Consider the following 14,185-nt stretch of genomic DNA (forward strand, 5'->3'; position numbering starts at 1 on the left):
TGACTACCACGCGTTGGCGAGGTCGGCGTGTTGGCGGATCCAGGCGTGCATGGCGATGCCCGCGGCGACACCGGCGTTGATGCTGCGGGTGGAGCCGAACTGGGCGATCGAAACCGTCAGCAGCGCGCCCTTTTTCGCGGCCTCGGTCACGCCGGGGCCCTCCTGGCCGAACAGCAGCAGGCAATCGCGCGGCAGTTCCGCGGTTTCCAGCGGCACCGAGCCGGGGACATTGTCGACGGCCACCACGGTCAGACCGTGGGCTTCCGCGTAACGCAGCAGCTCGCCGGTGTCGGTGTGGTGCTGAATGTGCTGGTAGCGGTCGGTGACCATGGCGCCGCGCCGATTCCAGCGCTTGCGGCCCACAATGTGCACCGCCGCCGCGGCGAAGGCATTGGCCGTGCGCACGACCGTGCCGATATTGGCGTCGTGCCCGAAGTTCTCGATGGCCACGTGGAAGGGATGCCGTCGCGCGTCGATATCGGCGACGATGGCCTCGCGCCGCCAGTACCGGTAGGCGTCCACCACATTGCGGCGGTCCCCGTGCTCGAGCAGTTCCGGATCCAGGCGCGCGTCCGCGGGCGGCTCGGTGCCGAACTCATCACGCCACGGTCCGACACCATGCGGATGCTCACCCCATTCGGTCGGGCCGGGGGCGAGCGGTTCGTCGGCGATCGGGGCGGGACTCACCCGGGCGATGCTAGTGCGTGCCCCGCCGGGCCCCGCGCGGCCCGGAGGCTAACTCGTGGAGCTGGCCGCGCCGACGACGATCATCAGCACAATGAACAGCACGGCCAGGATGAGCAGCGCCGAGGACACGATGCCGCAGATCCAGCCCGCGGTCACCATGCCGCTGCCGCCGATGGCCCCGCCCGAGTCCTGGATCTCCCGGCGCGCCTTGCCGCCCATGATCCAGGCCACCGGTCCGAGCAGCTGGCAGAACACCAGGCTCATGATGCCGAGAATGAGCACCACGACGGCCTGCGGATGGTCCGGCGCGGGCGCGCCGTAGTAGCCCTGCGGGTAGTAGCCCGGCCCGCTCTGCGGGTATCCCGGGTTGTAGGCGTAGGGCTGACCGTAGGCCTGGGGTTGCCCGTAGCCCTGCGGCGCGAAGTCCTGCGGCTGGCCATATTCCTGCGGCTGGCCGTAGTGCTGTTGCTGACCGTCCTGCGGCTTGTTCAAGTCGACGGGCTGCTGCGGGTTCTGTGGATCCCAGCCGGGCGGCGGCGGATCGTAAGTCATGGCCAGAATGCTAGGGGGTAGTGCTGGCTACACCGAACATTTACGGGTCTGCTCCATCGCCGCCGAATCCGGCGACCGGGACGATGAACGCATGAGCGATACCGCGAGCAGCCCGAGCGATACGGCCGCCCTTCCCACCCTCGCGTTCGAACCGCCAGCGCCGCAACCGGATCCGGACCGCACCGGCCCGGGCACCCCGCTGCGCGCCTTTCTGCTGACCCCCTTCCGGGCGCGCACCTGGAAGGAATTCGCCTATCTGATCACCGTTTTCGTGCTGGGCTGCCTGGCGACGGCATATCTGTTCCTGCTCGTCGGCGGCAGCCTGTATCTGTCGCTGGTCCTGATCGGCATCCCGGTGCTGGCGGTGGTGCTGCTGGGCGGGCGGGTCTGGGGGAAGGTCTACCGCGGGCTGGCCGCGGTGCTGTTGGACACCCCCCTGCCCGAGCCGCCACCGTTCACCTTCGCGCCCGGCCCGATCCGCTGGCTGCGCGCCGCCTTCACCGACCGGGTCTCATGGCGCGCCATGCTGTTTCTTCTTCTCGAATGCGTGCTGGGCATGATGGTCGGCTACGTCGTGCTGACGGTGATGGCCATGATCGGCTACACGGCCATCTCCCCAATTCCCTGGGTGGTTTTCCACCCGACCAATGTGGATGCGCAAGGCGTGTCACACCATTCGCAGTTCCAGTTCGGCGACTACTACATCGATACCTGGCCGCGGGTGCTGGGTATCGCCGCGATCGGCGTCCTCCTGTGCTTCCTGCTGCCGTGGCTGCTGCGCGGCGTGTGCCGGCTGCACCTGCTGCTCTCCCGCTGGCTGCTCACCCCGACCGCCCGCGATCACAAGCTGGCCGAACTGCGGGAGAGCCGCCGCGCCGCGGTCGACGACGCGGCCGCCACCCTGCGCCGCCTGGAACGCGATCTGCACGACGGCACCCAGGCGCGGCTGGTGAGCATCGCCATGATGCTGGGTCGCGCCGAGGAGCGCATGGCCAGCGGCGGCGACGCCATCGAGCTGATCACCCTGGCGCGCATGGGTTCCAAGGAGGCGCTGACCGAATTGCGGGAATTGGTGCGCGGCATTCACCCGCCCGCCCTGGAACTCGGGCTGGAACCGGCGCTCGAGACCCTGGCCGCCCGCTGCGCGATTCCGGTGGAACTGCGGGTGCTGCTGCCGGTGCGGCCCAGCCCGGCCATCGAGGCCATCGCCTACTTCTCGGTCGCGGAGCTGCTCACCAATGTGGTGAAACACACTGCCGCCAACCGGATCTGGGTGGCGGTACTGCCCAGCGGCGCGGACGCGATATCGGTGAGCGTGCGCGACAACGGCCATGGCGGTGCGCTGCAACCGGTCGACGCGCCCGGCGAAGCCGTTGTGGCGGGCGGGCTTTCGGGGCTGGCGCAGCGGGCACGGGCGGTCGACGGCTCGCTGTTCGTGGACAGTCCGGTGGGCGGACCGACCGTGGTCACGCTGGTGCTGCCGATCGCGGGCCCGCAATGATCGAGGGCTCCGCCATGATCGAGGACATGGAGCACGGGAACGCGCCGCTGCGCGTGGTGATCGCCGAGGACAATGCCATCCTGCGGGACGGGCTGACCGCGCTGCTGTCGGAGCGCGGGTTCGAGGTGGTGGCGACCGTCGGCGACGCGACCGGTCTGCATGCTGCGGTGGTCGAGCAGCGGCCGGATGTGGCCGTGGTGGATGTCCGCATGCCGCCGAGTTTCACCGACGAAGGCCTGCTGGCGGCGCTGGCGCTGCGGCGTAGCCACCGCGGCACCGGGGTCCTGGTGTTCTCGCAATGGATCGAAACCCGGTATGCCACCGAACTACTGGCCGCGGGCGCGGGCGGTGTCGGTTACCTGCTCAAGGACCGGGTGGCCGATGTGACCGATTTCGTGGCGGCCCTGCGCCGCGTCGCCACCGGCGGCACGGCACTGGACCCGGAGGTGGTGAGCCAGCTCATGGGCGCTGCCCGACAACAGGATTCGCTGGCCCGGCTCACCCCGCGCGAGCGCGAGGTGCTGGAATCCATGGCCCAGGGATTGTCGAATTCGGCCATCGCACAGGCCCTGACGGTGACCGAACGCGCGGTCGAAAAACACATCGGCAACATCTTCACCAAACTGGAACTGCCGCCCTCGGATCTGCATCACCGGCGGGTGCTGGCGGTTTTGCGCTTGAAAGGCTAAACGTCGCTGCGCGGTTGCGGAGCGTGGAAGACTGGGGGCATGACTCGGTCGAGTTCCGCGGAATTGCTGAAATCGGTTGAATACTGGCCGAATCACCTGCTGACCATTGCCGAGTGGTCGCTGCTGCCCGAGAACAATCGCCACTGCCGGGAACTGGTGGACGGCGTGCTCGTGGTCGCGCCGCAGCCGCCCCGGCATCAACTCGCGGTGTGGCGCTTGGCCGCTCAGTTGGAGCGGGCGCTGCCGCGGCGGGTGGCGGCCATGGCGCGCATCGAACTGCTCATCGACGAGGGCTCGCCGCCGACCGTGCGGGTACCGGACGTGCTGATCGTGGGCGGTGCGGCCGGTGCCGAGCACGCCACCCGGGTGCGGCCCGCGGATGTGCTGGCCGCCATCGAGATCGTGTCGCCGGGCTCGCGGCGGGTGGATCGGATCATGAAGTTCGCCGAGTACGCGGCGGTGGGGATCGAGCACTACTGGCTGTTGGAGACGCAGGATTCGCTGCGGTTGCTGACGCATCGGCTGCGGGACGGGCGATACGTACCGACCGGTGAGTACAGCGGGCAGGTGACGCTCGAACTCGACACCCTGCACCTGCCACTGGATCTCGACGCCCTGACCACCCTGCGCAGCTCCGGCGCATCCGTCTGACCCCGATCCCGCCCGGCCGCCACCGTCTCCCCGCCCCGATTCCAGCTCTGACCTCGCCGGATTCGCCCACCTGCTACGAAATTCGGGACTATCCTGGAGTTCCGTAAGCCGTGGTTGGAGGGTGTCATGGACCACGCGCGCATAGTCCGAACGGTGCTCGGAGTGACGGCCGTCTATCTGGTCGCGCTCGGTGTGTGGCTGGGCTGGATCGTTCCGCTCACGCCGCCCGGTACCGTGCCGGTCCAAGTCATCACACTGGTCGGTCTGTTCGGAACCTTCCTGGGGCTCGGCATGCTCTTCGCCCAACGCCCGTCCCGCTCCGACCGGCGACTGCGCCGCCACGGACTCGAGGGCTGGGCGAACATCGAAGGCGTCCACCCGCTCCAGCGCACCGACCACTGCACCGAGATCACCGAACTGGACCTCGAACTAGTGGTGCCGGGCTCGGAGACCTATTACGGCAGCATCGTCTTCGATGTGGAACCGGTCGTGAAGCCGAGAATCACCGTCGGCGGCACGCTCTCGATCCGAGTCGACCCAACCAACCGTGACCGCATCATGCTCTGCCTGTGAAACATATATCCAGGTCAGGGCGACCTGACTGTCAGTTTTGCCGGTTCCGGGCCGTAGCATCCTCGGCATGACGATCGCCGAAAAGAAGGACCGCCGAGAAGCGCCGCTGGTGCTCGACACCGAGCCGCCGCGCACGCTCGGGTTCACCGATCAGGCGGCGTTCTGGCTCAATATCGGCGTCAGCCTCATCGGGTTCAGCGGCGCGGCCGTGGTGCTGTCCCCGACCGAGGGCTCGCGGCTGCCGCTCCTCGGCGCACTGCTGGCGACCGTGGTCGGCACCGTGATCGGCGCGGCCATGGTGGCCGGACCCGCGGCCATCGGCGCGCGCACCGGCGCGCCCGCCATGGCCGTGCTGCGCGGACTGTTCGGCACGCGGCTGTCCTATGTGCCGACGGTCGCCAATATCGTGCAGTGCATCGGCTGGGGCGTCTACGAGCTCACCGTCATCACCCTGGGCGTCTCGGCGCTCACCCACGACCGGGTGCCGCACTGGATCGTCATCGTCGCGGCGGGCGTGCTGTCCACGGTCATGGCCATCTGGCCGCTGGCCGCGGTGCGGGCGTTGCGCAAGTACGTGTCGGTGGCGGTGGGCATCGCGCTCGTCTACTTCACGATTCAGCTGCTGCGGCAACCGATTCCGCTGCCCACGGGCACCAGTTGGAGCGGCTTCTGGCCCGCGGTGGACTCCACCCTCGCGGTGTCCATTTCCTTCGTCCCGCTGGCCGCCGACTACACCCGGCACTCACGCTCGGCGAAGACCGCGGCCGGGGCCACCGTGATCGGCTACTCCGTCGCCCAAATCTGGTGCTACGGACTGGGAATCCTGGCGATCCTGCACGCGGGCAATGCCGACAACATCTTCGACACCTTCCTCGGTGTGGCCGCGGGCTGGGTGTTCTTCGCGGTCCTGGTGCTGCGTGAATCGGATCAGTCCTTCGCCAATATCTATTCGACGGCCATGTCGATTCAGAACCTGCTGCCGAGGGTGGATCGCCGGATTCTCGCCGGACTGGTCGGCCTGATCGTCACACTGCTGGCCTTGCCGGTCCGCGACTTCAGCAACTACGCCAACTTCCTGGTGTTGATCGGTTCGGTGTTCGTGCCGCTGTGCGCGGTGCTGATCGTCGACTACTTCTTCGGCCAAGGGCGGCGCGGCTGGAACCTGACCGAGAGCGCGCCCACCCGGCCACTCATGTTGCTGCCGTGGGCGATCGGCTTCGTCACCTACCAGCTGTTCAATCCCGGGTCGATCACCTGGTGGACCGACTTCTGGACCAAGGCGCAGGACACCCTGCACATTCACCCGGGCTGGTGGTCCTCGGCCTCGCTGTACTCCTTCCTGATCGCCGCGGCCGTGACGGCTCTGCTGGTGCGTTTCCGGCGGGCATGACCGGCGACGACCGCGTCTACGGTATGGGGCTCGACCCGCTGGTCGAACCCGATTGGCCCGCACTGACTTCCACCGAGGTGAAGACGGTGCTGGGCCCGCTGTCGGGAAGCATGAGCGCGGACGCGGTCATCACCTGGCGCAGCCCGCGACCGCTGTCGGCGACCGCCCTGGTCCGGCTGCCCGACGGGGACGAGGTCATCGTCAAGCGACTGCCGCGCACACTGCGCGACGCCGCCGCGCTCGGCGAAGAACACCGATTCATGGATCACCTGCGGGCGCGCGGGATTCCGGTGCCGCGCGTGCGGCACACGGCCGACCTCGGCGAATTCACCTACGAGGTCCAGGAATTCGGCAGCGGGGCCGACGAGTACGCGGGCGTGTTCTCGTGGACGCCCTATCTGTCGCTCGACGAGGCGGCGGCCGCCGGACACATGCTGGCCCGCCTGCACCTGGCCGCCACCGATTACGACGCTCCCCGCCGACCGGCCCGCCCGCTGCTGGCCAGCTTTACGATCTTCGCCTCCCCCGATCCCCTTGCGGCCGTGGCGGATCGGGCCGTCGAGCGCCCCGCACTGGGCGCATTCCTGGCGGAGCGCGACTGGCGGACCGACATCACCCGCGTCCACCTGCCCGCCTTCGAGCGCCTACGCCCCCTGCTCACCGATCTGGAACCGCTGTGGACACACAATGATTGGCACGGCACCAACCTGCTCTGGCGCGACCACGAGGTGACCTCCGTCATCGACTTCGGCCTGTGCGACCGCACCACCGCCATCCACGATCTCGCCACCGCCATCGAACGCTGTGCCGTGGACTGGATTTCGATCCGCGACGGCGGCCCGGCGCGGGTGCGCGTCGACCAGGTCGGCGCCATGCTGCGAGCATACGAATCCGTGCGGCCGTTGACCGCCGCGGAACGCCGCGCCCTGCCCGCCCTGCTTCCCCTGGTGCACTGCGAATACGAACTCTCCGAAATCGACTACTTCCTGGGCGTCATTCCGGGCGGCAACCCGAAGAACGCCGAAATCGCCTACACGGACTACTTTCTCGGCCACACCGGATGGTGGACACACTCCTCGGAAGCCAGAACATTGCTGTCCACCCTGACGGTCGCCTGACTTCAACACGCACGCCGAATTAAACGGCATTCATTCCATCAAAGTTACGCTTGCCGTGAATTAGCTGAGTGTGGCGGCTGGTTCGGACTATGTGCTCAACGACATCGAACCGATGGAGGATGCGTTGCCAAGAACACCGAAGTTCCGTTCGGCCCGAGCCGCGATCGCACTGGCCGTGGCGGTCGCGGCGGCGGCCGCCGCGGCGGCCTGCTCATCGAATTCCTCGACCTCCTCCGGCTCCGGGACGCCATCGGCCGGGGTGAGCGCGGACGACGCCGCCGTGAACGCCTACGTCTACACCTATCCGTTGGTATCGGTGGAGGTGACGCGGCGGCAGCAGACGAATGTCCCGGCCGCCGATCCGGCCAAGGGTGTCGCGCCGATGAATCAATTGGCTCCCCTGGCGTTCCTGCCCGACGCCAAGTTCACCAGTGTGGTGCGACCGAATGTCGACACCCTCTACACCTCAATGCTTTTCGACGTGGCCGCCGAGCCGCTGGTGGTCAGTGTGCCCGCCATGGGCGACCGCTACCATCTGTTCCCGCTGCTGGACATGTGGACCAATGTGGACGCCGCCCCCGGCTCCCGGACCATCGACAATGCCGGAAAGGGCTACGAATTCGCCATCGTCGGCCCGAATTGGCAGGGTGATCTGCCCGCGGGCGTACACGAGTACCGGCTACCGACCGACTCCGGGTGGATGATCGGCCGGATTCAGGTCGACGGTCCCGACGACGTCCCGAATGTGATTGCCATCCAAGACAAACTGACCGCCGTTCCGCTCAGCTCGTACGGAAAGCCCTATACCCCACCGCAGAACACCGACCTGCACCCGGACTGGCCGCAGAAGCAGCCGGTCGCCGACTACATTCACAAGCTGACCCCGCAGCAGTACTGGGACCTCTACTACTCGAGCCTGTCCCATACGCAGACCCGCGCCGAAGACAAGGAGCTGCTCGACCGACTGGCCAGGATCGGCTGGAGCCCGGACCGGAAGCTGGACCTGTCCCAGCTGCCGAGCGCCGACCGGACCCGGTGGGAACAGGCCTGGCCGAAGGCGTTGGGCCGCATCGAAACCGATATCAGCACTACGCCGATCAATGGGTGGAAGACCGCCCGCAAGAACATCGGGGACTACGGCACGGACTACAGCGCACGCGCCATCGTCGCCTACGCGGGCCTGGGTGCGAACCTGCCGCAGGACGCCCTGTACCCGGGAACCTACGTCGACGAGAAGAACAACCGGCTAAACGCGGACCACACCTATGTGCTGCACTTCGCGGCGGACACGATTCCACCGGTGCACGGATTCTGGTCGCTGACCATGTACGACGGCAAGGGCTTCTTCGTCGAGAATCCGATCAACCGGTATTCCGTGCGCGGGGAACGGCTGACCGCCAACCCCGACGGATCGGTCGACATCTATGTGCAGCGTGAGAATCCCGGCCCGGCCAAGGAATCCAACTGGCTGCCCGCACCCGAGTCGGGAGACTTCAACCTGATGCTGCGGACCTACTGGCCCGATCAGAAGATCGTGGACGGCAGCTGGAATCCGCCCGCGGTCACCGTGAGCAACTGATTTCCCGGGGATTGCGCCGCGAGCCCGAACCGCTCCGAGGCGCAATCCCCAAATTTCTCTGGAATACCGTGTCGGAGAACACAAATCCGCCACTCCCGAATAGCGAGTACCGGACTTGATTCCGGGACCGCGATCGGATAGAACTTGTCTCGTTGCTTTGGATAATTGATTGGGCAACGCGAATCGTTCTGCACGCCATTTGAGTTCGTGCAGCCGGGGGTCGGGAGAATCAGGAAAATCATGCGCAGCACCGTTCGTCATTTCGGTCGTAAGGCCCTCGTCGCGGCTCTGCCGCTGGCCGTCGTCGCCGCCGCTTTCGCCAGCGCGGGAACCGCCTCCGCCACCGCCCCGGCCGAGCTTCCGGCCCGGGCCGCCGTCGTGCAGCCGGTCGCCGTCGAGCAGGCCACGCTGCCGGTCGCCGTCGAGCAGGTCGCCCTGCCGGTCGCCCCGGAAGCCGCCGTCACCACGAATGTCGAGCAGCCCGCCGACGCGACCGCGCCTGCGGCAGCGGAGATTTCGCAGCCGCAGGACATCGCCACCGACCCGAACGCCAAGAACCACGACCCGATCGCCAACGGTGTCGCGGCGGGTGCGGCCGCCGGTGCGATCTTCGAGAGCGTGCTGTGCGCGGTCACCGTGGTCGGCATCCTCGCGATCCCGGCCTGTGCCGTCAGCGGCGCCCTCCAGGGTGCGCTGATCGGCCTGATCGTCGGTGCTGTCGCCCCGGACGCCGTGCCGCAGATTCTGCCCTGATCCTCGGGGATAAACGTGAGAACCCCTTCCCGAATTCGGGAAGGGGTTCTTGTCGAATGCAATTCGGTGACCTATTCGATGACCGATACGGTGACCGATTCGATTACCGATGCGCGCGCGGATCCGCCAGCAGATATTGGGCCGCGGCATAGGTGACGAGAATGACGCCCTCGGTGATCCGCCGCGACTTCTCGCCGCGCGCGAAAACCCGTCGCAGCACGATCAATCCGTCCGACAGCGTGAACAGCAGCGCGCCCAGCCCGAGCCGACTGCGGGGGTCGGCATTCGGAATGCTGAGTCCCGCGATGTTTTTCGCGTCGCGCGCCAGGTCCGGATCCGACGCCAGGGTGGCCGCCGTGCCGAGCGTCGCGCCATAGGCGGTGAGCGGTATCGCCACCGTGGGAGCCTTGAAGCGCATGAGCGTCGCAGCGCCCAGCCACGCCGCCACCCGGGGAGCCACGATCGACGCGCGCGGTCGTCCGCCGCGCCGGAACCACAGCCACGAGTAGCCGGTCTGCATGACCGCGAAAGACGAGGCCCCGGCAATCAATCGGCGATCGTCGTCCGGATCGATCAGCAAGACGTCCCCGACGGTGGCCGCGGCGAGCGAGCCGAGCAGCACCGCGCGGTCGGTCCGATCGAGATAGCTGCCGTTTGCTACGACGTCCGCCGCCAGCAGCGGCATGAGCAAAGGCTTTGCCGCCCACTGCACTTTCTCACGACCGGTGACCGCGCCGAACACGGTCACCGCCGCCGCGCCGACGAACGCGGCGCGGAACGGGTGGGCCATCAGAAGCTGGGTTCGGCCGGGGCCGGGGGCAGCACCGCGACCTGGCCCGCGTAGGACAGGCCCGCGCCGAACCCGAGCAGCAGCGCCAGCTGACCGCCCTTGGCCTTGCCGGTCACCAGCATTTCCTCCATGGCCAGCGGAATCGAGGCGGCCGAGGTGTTGCCGGTGTTCTCGATGTCATTGGCCATCGGGATGTCGTCGGCGAGCCCGAGGTTCTTCTTCATGAGCTCGTTGATGCGGGCATTGGCCTGGTGCGGAATGAAGATCTCGATGTCCTCCTTGGCCACACCGGAGACCTCGATGGCGCTGGAGAGCGCGCGCGGCAGGGTGACCGCGGCCCAGCGGAAGACCTTGGGGCCCTCCATGTGCAGCGACATCCGGCCGACCGGCTCGACCTCCGGATCGGTGCCCTGCAGCCGCTGCGCCTTGTTCATGAACTCCAGGAAGTCCACGTCCTGGGAGATGGCCTCGGCGTTCTCGCCGTCGGAGCCCCACACGGTCGGCGAGATGCCGTTCTCCTCGCTGGGTCCGACCACGACCGCGCCCGCGCCGTCGCCGAAGATCATGGCGGTGCCGCGGTCGGTCGGATCCAGACCGACGGTCATCGTCTCCGCGCCGATGACCAGGATGTATTCGGCCGAGCCGGACCGGATCATGTCGGCGGCGACACCCAGGCCGTAACCGAAACCGCCGCAGCCGGAGGTCAGATCGAAGGCCGGGATGCCGTTCATGCCGAGGTCGGCGGCCACGCTCGGCGCACCGTGCGGGGTCAGCTTGAGCCAGCTGGAGGTGCAGAAGATGAGCGCGCCGATCTTGGACCGGTCGATCCCGGTGTTGTTCAGCGCCCGGTCGCCCGCCGCCACCGCCATGGTGCGCAGCGTCTCGTCGCCGGAGATCCAACGCCGGTTGAGGATGCCGGTGCGCTCGAAGATCCACTCGGGGGTGGAGTCGAGGACCTCGCACACCTCGGCGTTGCTGACCAGGCGCTGGGGCCGGTAGGCGCCGATGCCGAGCATTGCGACATTTTGATGACCCTTATTGATTGCAATGCTCACCACAGGTGACTCACACGACCCTTCACAACACCTTTGTCGGACGTAAGACCAGCACCAGGCTAACCCAGAGCAAGGGTTCAGCCCAGCGCCAAGTCGCGTTAACCGTGGAGTAAGGACTTTTGTCCTCAGCCCAGTGCGAGGTCCTTCAAACCCAGAATCGAGCGGTACTCGAGACCCTCGGCCGCGATGATGCCGTCGGCCCCGGTCTCCCGATCCACCACCGTGGCCACACCGACCACGATCGCGCCCGCGTCGCGCAGCGCGCGCACCGCGGTGAGGGGTGAGTTGCCGGTCGTGGTGGTGTCCTCGACCACCAGCACCCGCTTGCCCACGATGTCCGGACCCTCGATCTGCCGCTGCATGCCGTGGGTCTTGGCCGCCTTGCGGACCACGAAGGCGTCGATGGGGCGGCCCGGCGCGTGCATGACCGCGGCCGCCACCGGGTCCGCGCCCATGGTGAGCCCGCCCACCGCGTCGAAGTCCCAGTCCGCCACCAGTTCCCGGAGCAGCTTGCCGATCAGCGGGGCCGCCTCGTGGTGCAGGGTGGCCCGGCGCAGGTCCACGTAGTAGTCGGCTTCCTTGCCCGAGGACAGGGTGACCCGGCCGTGTACGACGGCGAGATCACGCACCAGAGCCGCGAGTCTGTCCCGGTCGGTCGTCGTTACCTGCATTGCTGTGTCTATGTCCTTCCGCGTGCGTTGAACAGGCCCCGGTTCAGGCGGCTCACCAGGGATCGTGGGATAAGCCCGGCGATCGCGACGATCGCTTTGTACTGCATTCCGGGCACGCTGATCACCCGGTCTCTCTCCAGATCACGCAGCGAACCGGCCACCACCTCGTCCACGGTCAACCAGAGTGGTCGCGGCAGCGAGGCCATATCGATTCCGGCTCGCTCATGGAATTCGGTGCGGACGAATCCCGGGCACAAGGCCTGCACCCGGACTCCGGTCCCGGCCAGCCCGCCCGCCAGCCCTTGGGAGAAGGATACGACGTACGCCTTGGAGGCCGAATAGGTCGATCCCCGTCCGGGAATCAGGCCCGCCGTACTGGCCACATTGACCACCGTGCCCTTGGCGGCGTGCAGCATGGGTGGCAGGGCCGCCCGGGTCAGCTGCACCACGGCGGTGACGTTCACATCCAGTTGGTGCTGCAGGGCGTCGGGCTCCTGCGTCCAGAATTCACCCGACATGCCGAATCCCGCGTTGTTGACCAGGAATTCGACGCCGTCGGCCAGGCGAGCGGCCACCAGATCGCGATCGTGCGGCCGAGCCAGATCGGCGGGCAGCATCTCGGCGCGCGCACCGAACCGCACCTGCACATCGTGTGCCAGCGCGGCCAGCCGGTCCTCATCGCGCGCCACCAGCACGAGGTCGTAACCGAGCGAGGCGAGCCGGGTGGCGTACGCCTTGCCGATGCCGGAGGTGGGCCCGGTGACCAGGGCCACCGGACGATGCGCGCCGGGCAGGCGGGCAGGGGAACTCTCGGTCATCGACGGCCTATCACTCGCACGACGGGGTAACGGTCGGCGATGACCGGAAACTGCGCCCCCATTGTGGTCCCTGGGCGACCCACACGCGGCGAATTCACGCAGACACGACGTGGTCGCGGCGTGCCGCGGGCGGACACGTCCGTGCCACAGGCGGACACGTCCGCGTCGGGCGCACCCCGTCGCGCGTCACCGGGGAGTCGGTCCCTGATAGGGCCGGAACCCCGGGTGGAAGGGGCCGCCGGGCGGGGCGCTGCGGCCCTGATCCTTGCGCCAGCCCTCCTCGGGCTCGCGGTCGGGATCCTCGGCGCGGTCCTCGGATTCGGGCTCGGCCCAACGGTCTTCGTCCTCGGGGCCGCGCGGGGCGTCGGCCTCCTCGTGCCAATCCGGTTCGCCCTCCGGGGCGGGCGGCCAGTTGCGACGCGGACGATTGCGCGGATCCGGCACGACCTTCAGTGCGGGACGCCAGTTTTCGGACTCGCCGTCGGCGTCTCCATCACCGGCGAAATCGTCCCCGCCGCCCGCGATATCACTGACCAGCGGGGAGTCGTAGTCGTCGGCCTCCTCCCGCGAGCGCGGGCGGGGTCGGGGCGCTCGCTCGTCGGCGTAGTCGCCGTACTCGTCGTGGCCGTCGTAGCCGTCGTCCTCGGGGACTGGGCGGGAGCTGCCGGGTTCGGGCAGTTCGTCGCGGCCGCGCTCGGCATTGATGACCGGCGGCAGCACGTGCAGCAGACCCGACAGCCGCAGCACCGCGTCGATGGCCATCTCCCAGTCCTTGGAGGCGGAACCCACCGGCAGCATGCCGAGCGTCCAATTGCCTTCGGACCACAGCTGCTGCACGGTGTCGGGCAGCGATTCGATGAACGCGACCATGCGCTGGTCCACCGCGTGCCGGGCGATATCCGGGTTGGTGGCGAAGACCACCCGGTCACCGATCGCGCCGAGCAGCTCCAGATCGTGATCCTTCGGCGGCGCCGCGGTTTTCAGCCGCAGGTCGATATCGATGTCCGAGCCGATCTGCCGACGCACCGCGACCAGGGTGGCGGCGTCCTCCAGATCGAAGAGCACGAACTTCTCGCCCTTGCGGTTGCCGGAGACCACGTCCACCGCGGACAGGTAGCCGAGCTTGGCCAGCGCGCCGCGCCGCCAGGTGGAGGCGAGCGCGGGCTCCACCGAAACATAGGTGTAGCCCTGGGATTTCGCCCAGACCTGTCGCACGTGCCCGGTGCGCTGCCGCTGCAGCCGATCGAAATAGAGCAGCACAATCGCACCCACGAGCGCGATCGCAGCCAGCCCGAACCATATCGCCGTCATCGCCGCCTACCCTATCCAGTTGGTGCGTGTAATGCCCGGCACGCCTG

At 67.9% G+C, this 14,185-nt stretch carries 15 protein-coding genes; 8 read left to right on the plus strand and 7 right to left on the minus strand.

Annotation, left to right across the window (positions count from 1 at the left end; genetic code table 11):
- Positions 1-3: 3 nt before the first annotated feature.
- Positions 4-687: a TrmH family RNA methyltransferase gene (locus tag VMT40_RS38275; RefSeq protein ID WP_326364559.1), complete on the minus strand. Its 684-nt coding sequence runs from the start codon at positions 685-687 to the stop codon at positions 4-6.
- 48 nt (positions 688-735) lie between these two features.
- Positions 736-1,239, minus strand: a complete 504-nt coding sequence (locus VMT40_RS38280) for a DUF4190 domain-containing protein (protein WP_326364560.1) — start codon at positions 1,237-1,239, stop codon at positions 736-738.
- 91 nt (positions 1,240-1,330) lie between these two features.
- Here VMT40_RS38280 and VMT40_RS38285 point away from each other — a divergent pair, with 91 nt between their 5' ends.
- The 8 genes from VMT40_RS38285 (at position 1,331) to VMT40_RS38320 (ending at position 9,493) form a co-directional block, all read left to right on the plus strand.
- Positions 1,331-2,740 carry a sensor histidine kinase gene (locus VMT40_RS38285; protein ID WP_326364561.1) on the plus strand — a complete coding sequence of 470 codons (1,410 nt, stop codon included), beginning with the start codon at positions 1,331-1,333 and terminating at the stop codon, positions 2,738-2,740.
- A gap of 14 nt (positions 2,741-2,754) precedes the next feature.
- Positions 2,755-3,429, plus strand: a complete 675-nt coding sequence (locus VMT40_RS38290; RefSeq protein WP_326364562.1) for a response regulator transcription factor — start codon at positions 2,755-2,757, stop codon at positions 3,427-3,429.
- Between the two features lie 39 nt (positions 3,430-3,468).
- Positions 3,469-4,080 carry a Uma2 family endonuclease gene (locus VMT40_RS38295; protein WP_326364563.1) on the plus strand — a complete coding sequence of 204 codons (612 nt, stop codon included), beginning with the start codon at positions 3,469-3,471 and terminating at the stop codon, positions 4,078-4,080.
- 126 nt (positions 4,081-4,206) lie between these two features.
- Positions 4,207-4,653 carry a hypothetical protein gene (locus VMT40_RS38300; RefSeq protein WP_326364564.1) on the plus strand — a complete coding sequence of 149 codons (447 nt, stop codon included), beginning with the start codon at positions 4,207-4,209 and terminating at the stop codon, positions 4,651-4,653.
- A gap of 67 nt (positions 4,654-4,720) precedes the next feature.
- Positions 4,721-6,043, plus strand: coding sequence for a purine-cytosine permease family protein (locus VMT40_RS38305; RefSeq protein ID WP_326364565.1), 1,323 nt, complete (start codon positions 4,721-4,723; stop codon positions 6,041-6,043).
- The gene (locus VMT40_RS38310) at positions 6,040-7,161 is read left to right on the plus strand and encodes a phosphotransferase enzyme family protein (protein ID WP_326364566.1); all 1,122 of its coding nucleotides are present in this window, start codon (positions 6,040-6,042) and stop codon (positions 7,159-7,161) included. The genes VMT40_RS38305 and VMT40_RS38310 overlap by 4 nt, the downstream gene beginning before the upstream one ends.
- A 124-nt stretch (positions 7,162-7,285) precedes the next feature.
- Positions 7,286-8,740 carry a DUF1254 domain-containing protein gene (locus VMT40_RS38315; RefSeq protein ID WP_326364567.1) on the plus strand — a complete coding sequence of 485 codons (1,455 nt, stop codon included), beginning with the start codon at positions 7,286-7,288 and terminating at the stop codon, positions 8,738-8,740.
- A gap of 240 nt (positions 8,741-8,980) precedes the next feature.
- Positions 8,981-9,493 carry a hypothetical protein gene (locus VMT40_RS38320; RefSeq protein ID WP_326364568.1) on the plus strand — a complete coding sequence of 171 codons (513 nt, stop codon included), beginning with the start codon at positions 8,981-8,983 and terminating at the stop codon, positions 9,491-9,493.
- 103 nt (positions 9,494-9,596) lie between these two features.
- On the opposite strand, the gene VMT40_RS38325 is transcribed toward VMT40_RS38320, so the two are convergent.
- From VMT40_RS38325 to VMT40_RS38345, 5 genes are all read right to left on the minus strand, one after another.
- A complete protein-coding gene (locus tag VMT40_RS38325; RefSeq protein WP_326364569.1) occupies positions 9,597-10,283 on the minus strand; it encodes a lysoplasmalogenase in 687 nt (228 codons plus the stop codon).
- Positions 10,283-11,341 carry a beta-ketoacyl-ACP synthase 3 gene (locus VMT40_RS38330; protein WP_326364570.1) on the minus strand — a complete coding sequence of 353 codons (1,059 nt, stop codon included), beginning with the start codon at positions 11,339-11,341 and terminating at the stop codon, positions 10,283-10,285. The genes VMT40_RS38325 and VMT40_RS38330 overlap by 1 nt, the downstream gene beginning before the upstream one ends.
- A 122-nt stretch (positions 11,342-11,463) precedes the next feature.
- The gene (gene pyrE, locus VMT40_RS38335) at positions 11,464-12,009 is read right to left on the minus strand and encodes an orotate phosphoribosyltransferase (protein ID WP_157389682.1); all 546 of its coding nucleotides are present in this window, start codon (positions 12,007-12,009) and stop codon (positions 11,464-11,466) included.
- 8 nt (positions 12,010-12,017) lie between these two features.
- A complete protein-coding gene (locus VMT40_RS38340; RefSeq protein WP_326364571.1) occupies positions 12,018-12,827 on the minus strand; it encodes an SDR family NAD(P)-dependent oxidoreductase in 810 nt (269 codons plus the stop codon).
- 186 nt (positions 12,828-13,013) lie between these two features.
- On the minus strand, positions 13,014-14,138 hold the full coding sequence (locus VMT40_RS38345; RefSeq protein ID WP_326364572.1) for a hypothetical protein: 1,125 nt from the start codon (positions 14,136-14,138) through the stop codon (positions 13,014-13,016).
- Positions 14,139-14,185 lie beyond the last annotated feature (47 nt).

This window comes from Nocardia sp. CDC160, assembly GCF_035818795.1.
Lineage (GTDB): Bacteria > Actinomycetota > Actinomycetes > Mycobacteriales > Mycobacteriaceae > Nocardia.

What these genes read in the sequence shown, in the direction of transcription:
- VMT40_RS38290 (WP_326364562.1), top strand. Translation starts at nt 2,755, where the DNA reads ATGATCGAGGACATGGAGCACGGGAACGCGCCGCTGCGCGTGGTGATC.
- VMT40_RS38285 (WP_326364561.1), top strand. Translation starts at nt 1,331, where the DNA reads ATGAGCGATACCGCGAGCAGCCCGAGCGATACGGCCGCCCTTCCCACC.
- VMT40_RS38295 (WP_326364563.1), top strand. Translation starts at nt 3,469, where the DNA reads ATGACTCGGTCGAGTTCCGCGGAATTGCTGAAATCGGTTGAATACTGG.
- VMT40_RS38280 (WP_326364560.1), bottom strand. Translation starts at nt 1,239, where the DNA reads ATGACTTACGATCCGCCGCCGCCCGGCTGGGATCCACAGAACCCGCAG.
- VMT40_RS38345 (WP_326364572.1), bottom strand. Translation starts at nt 14,138, where the DNA reads ATGACGGCGATATGGTTCGGGCTGGCTGCGATCGCGCTCGTGGGTGCG.
- VMT40_RS38300 (WP_326364564.1), top strand. Translation starts at nt 4,207, where the DNA reads ATGGACCACGCGCGCATAGTCCGAACGGTGCTCGGAGTGACGGCCGTC.
- VMT40_RS38305 (WP_326364565.1), top strand. Translation starts at nt 4,721, where the DNA reads ATGACGATCGCCGAAAAGAAGGACCGCCGAGAAGCGCCGCTGGTGCTC.
- VMT40_RS38310 (WP_326364566.1), top strand. Translation starts at nt 6,040, where the DNA reads ATGACCGGCGACGACCGCGTCTACGGTATGGGGCTCGACCCGCTGGTC.
- VMT40_RS38320 (WP_326364568.1), top strand. Translation starts at nt 8,981, where the DNA reads ATGCGCAGCACCGTTCGTCATTTCGGTCGTAAGGCCCTCGTCGCGGCT.
- VMT40_RS38325 (WP_326364569.1), bottom strand. Translation starts at nt 10,283, where the DNA reads ATGGCCCACCCGTTCCGCGCCGCGTTCGTCGGCGCGGCGGCGGTGACC.
- VMT40_RS38340 (WP_326364571.1), bottom strand. Translation starts at nt 12,827, where the DNA reads ATGACCGAGAGTTCCCCTGCCCGCCTGCCCGGCGCGCATCGTCCGGTG.
- pyrE (WP_157389682.1), bottom strand. Translation starts at nt 12,009, where the DNA reads ATGCAGGTAACGACGACCGACCGGGACAGACTCGCGGCTCTGGTGCGT.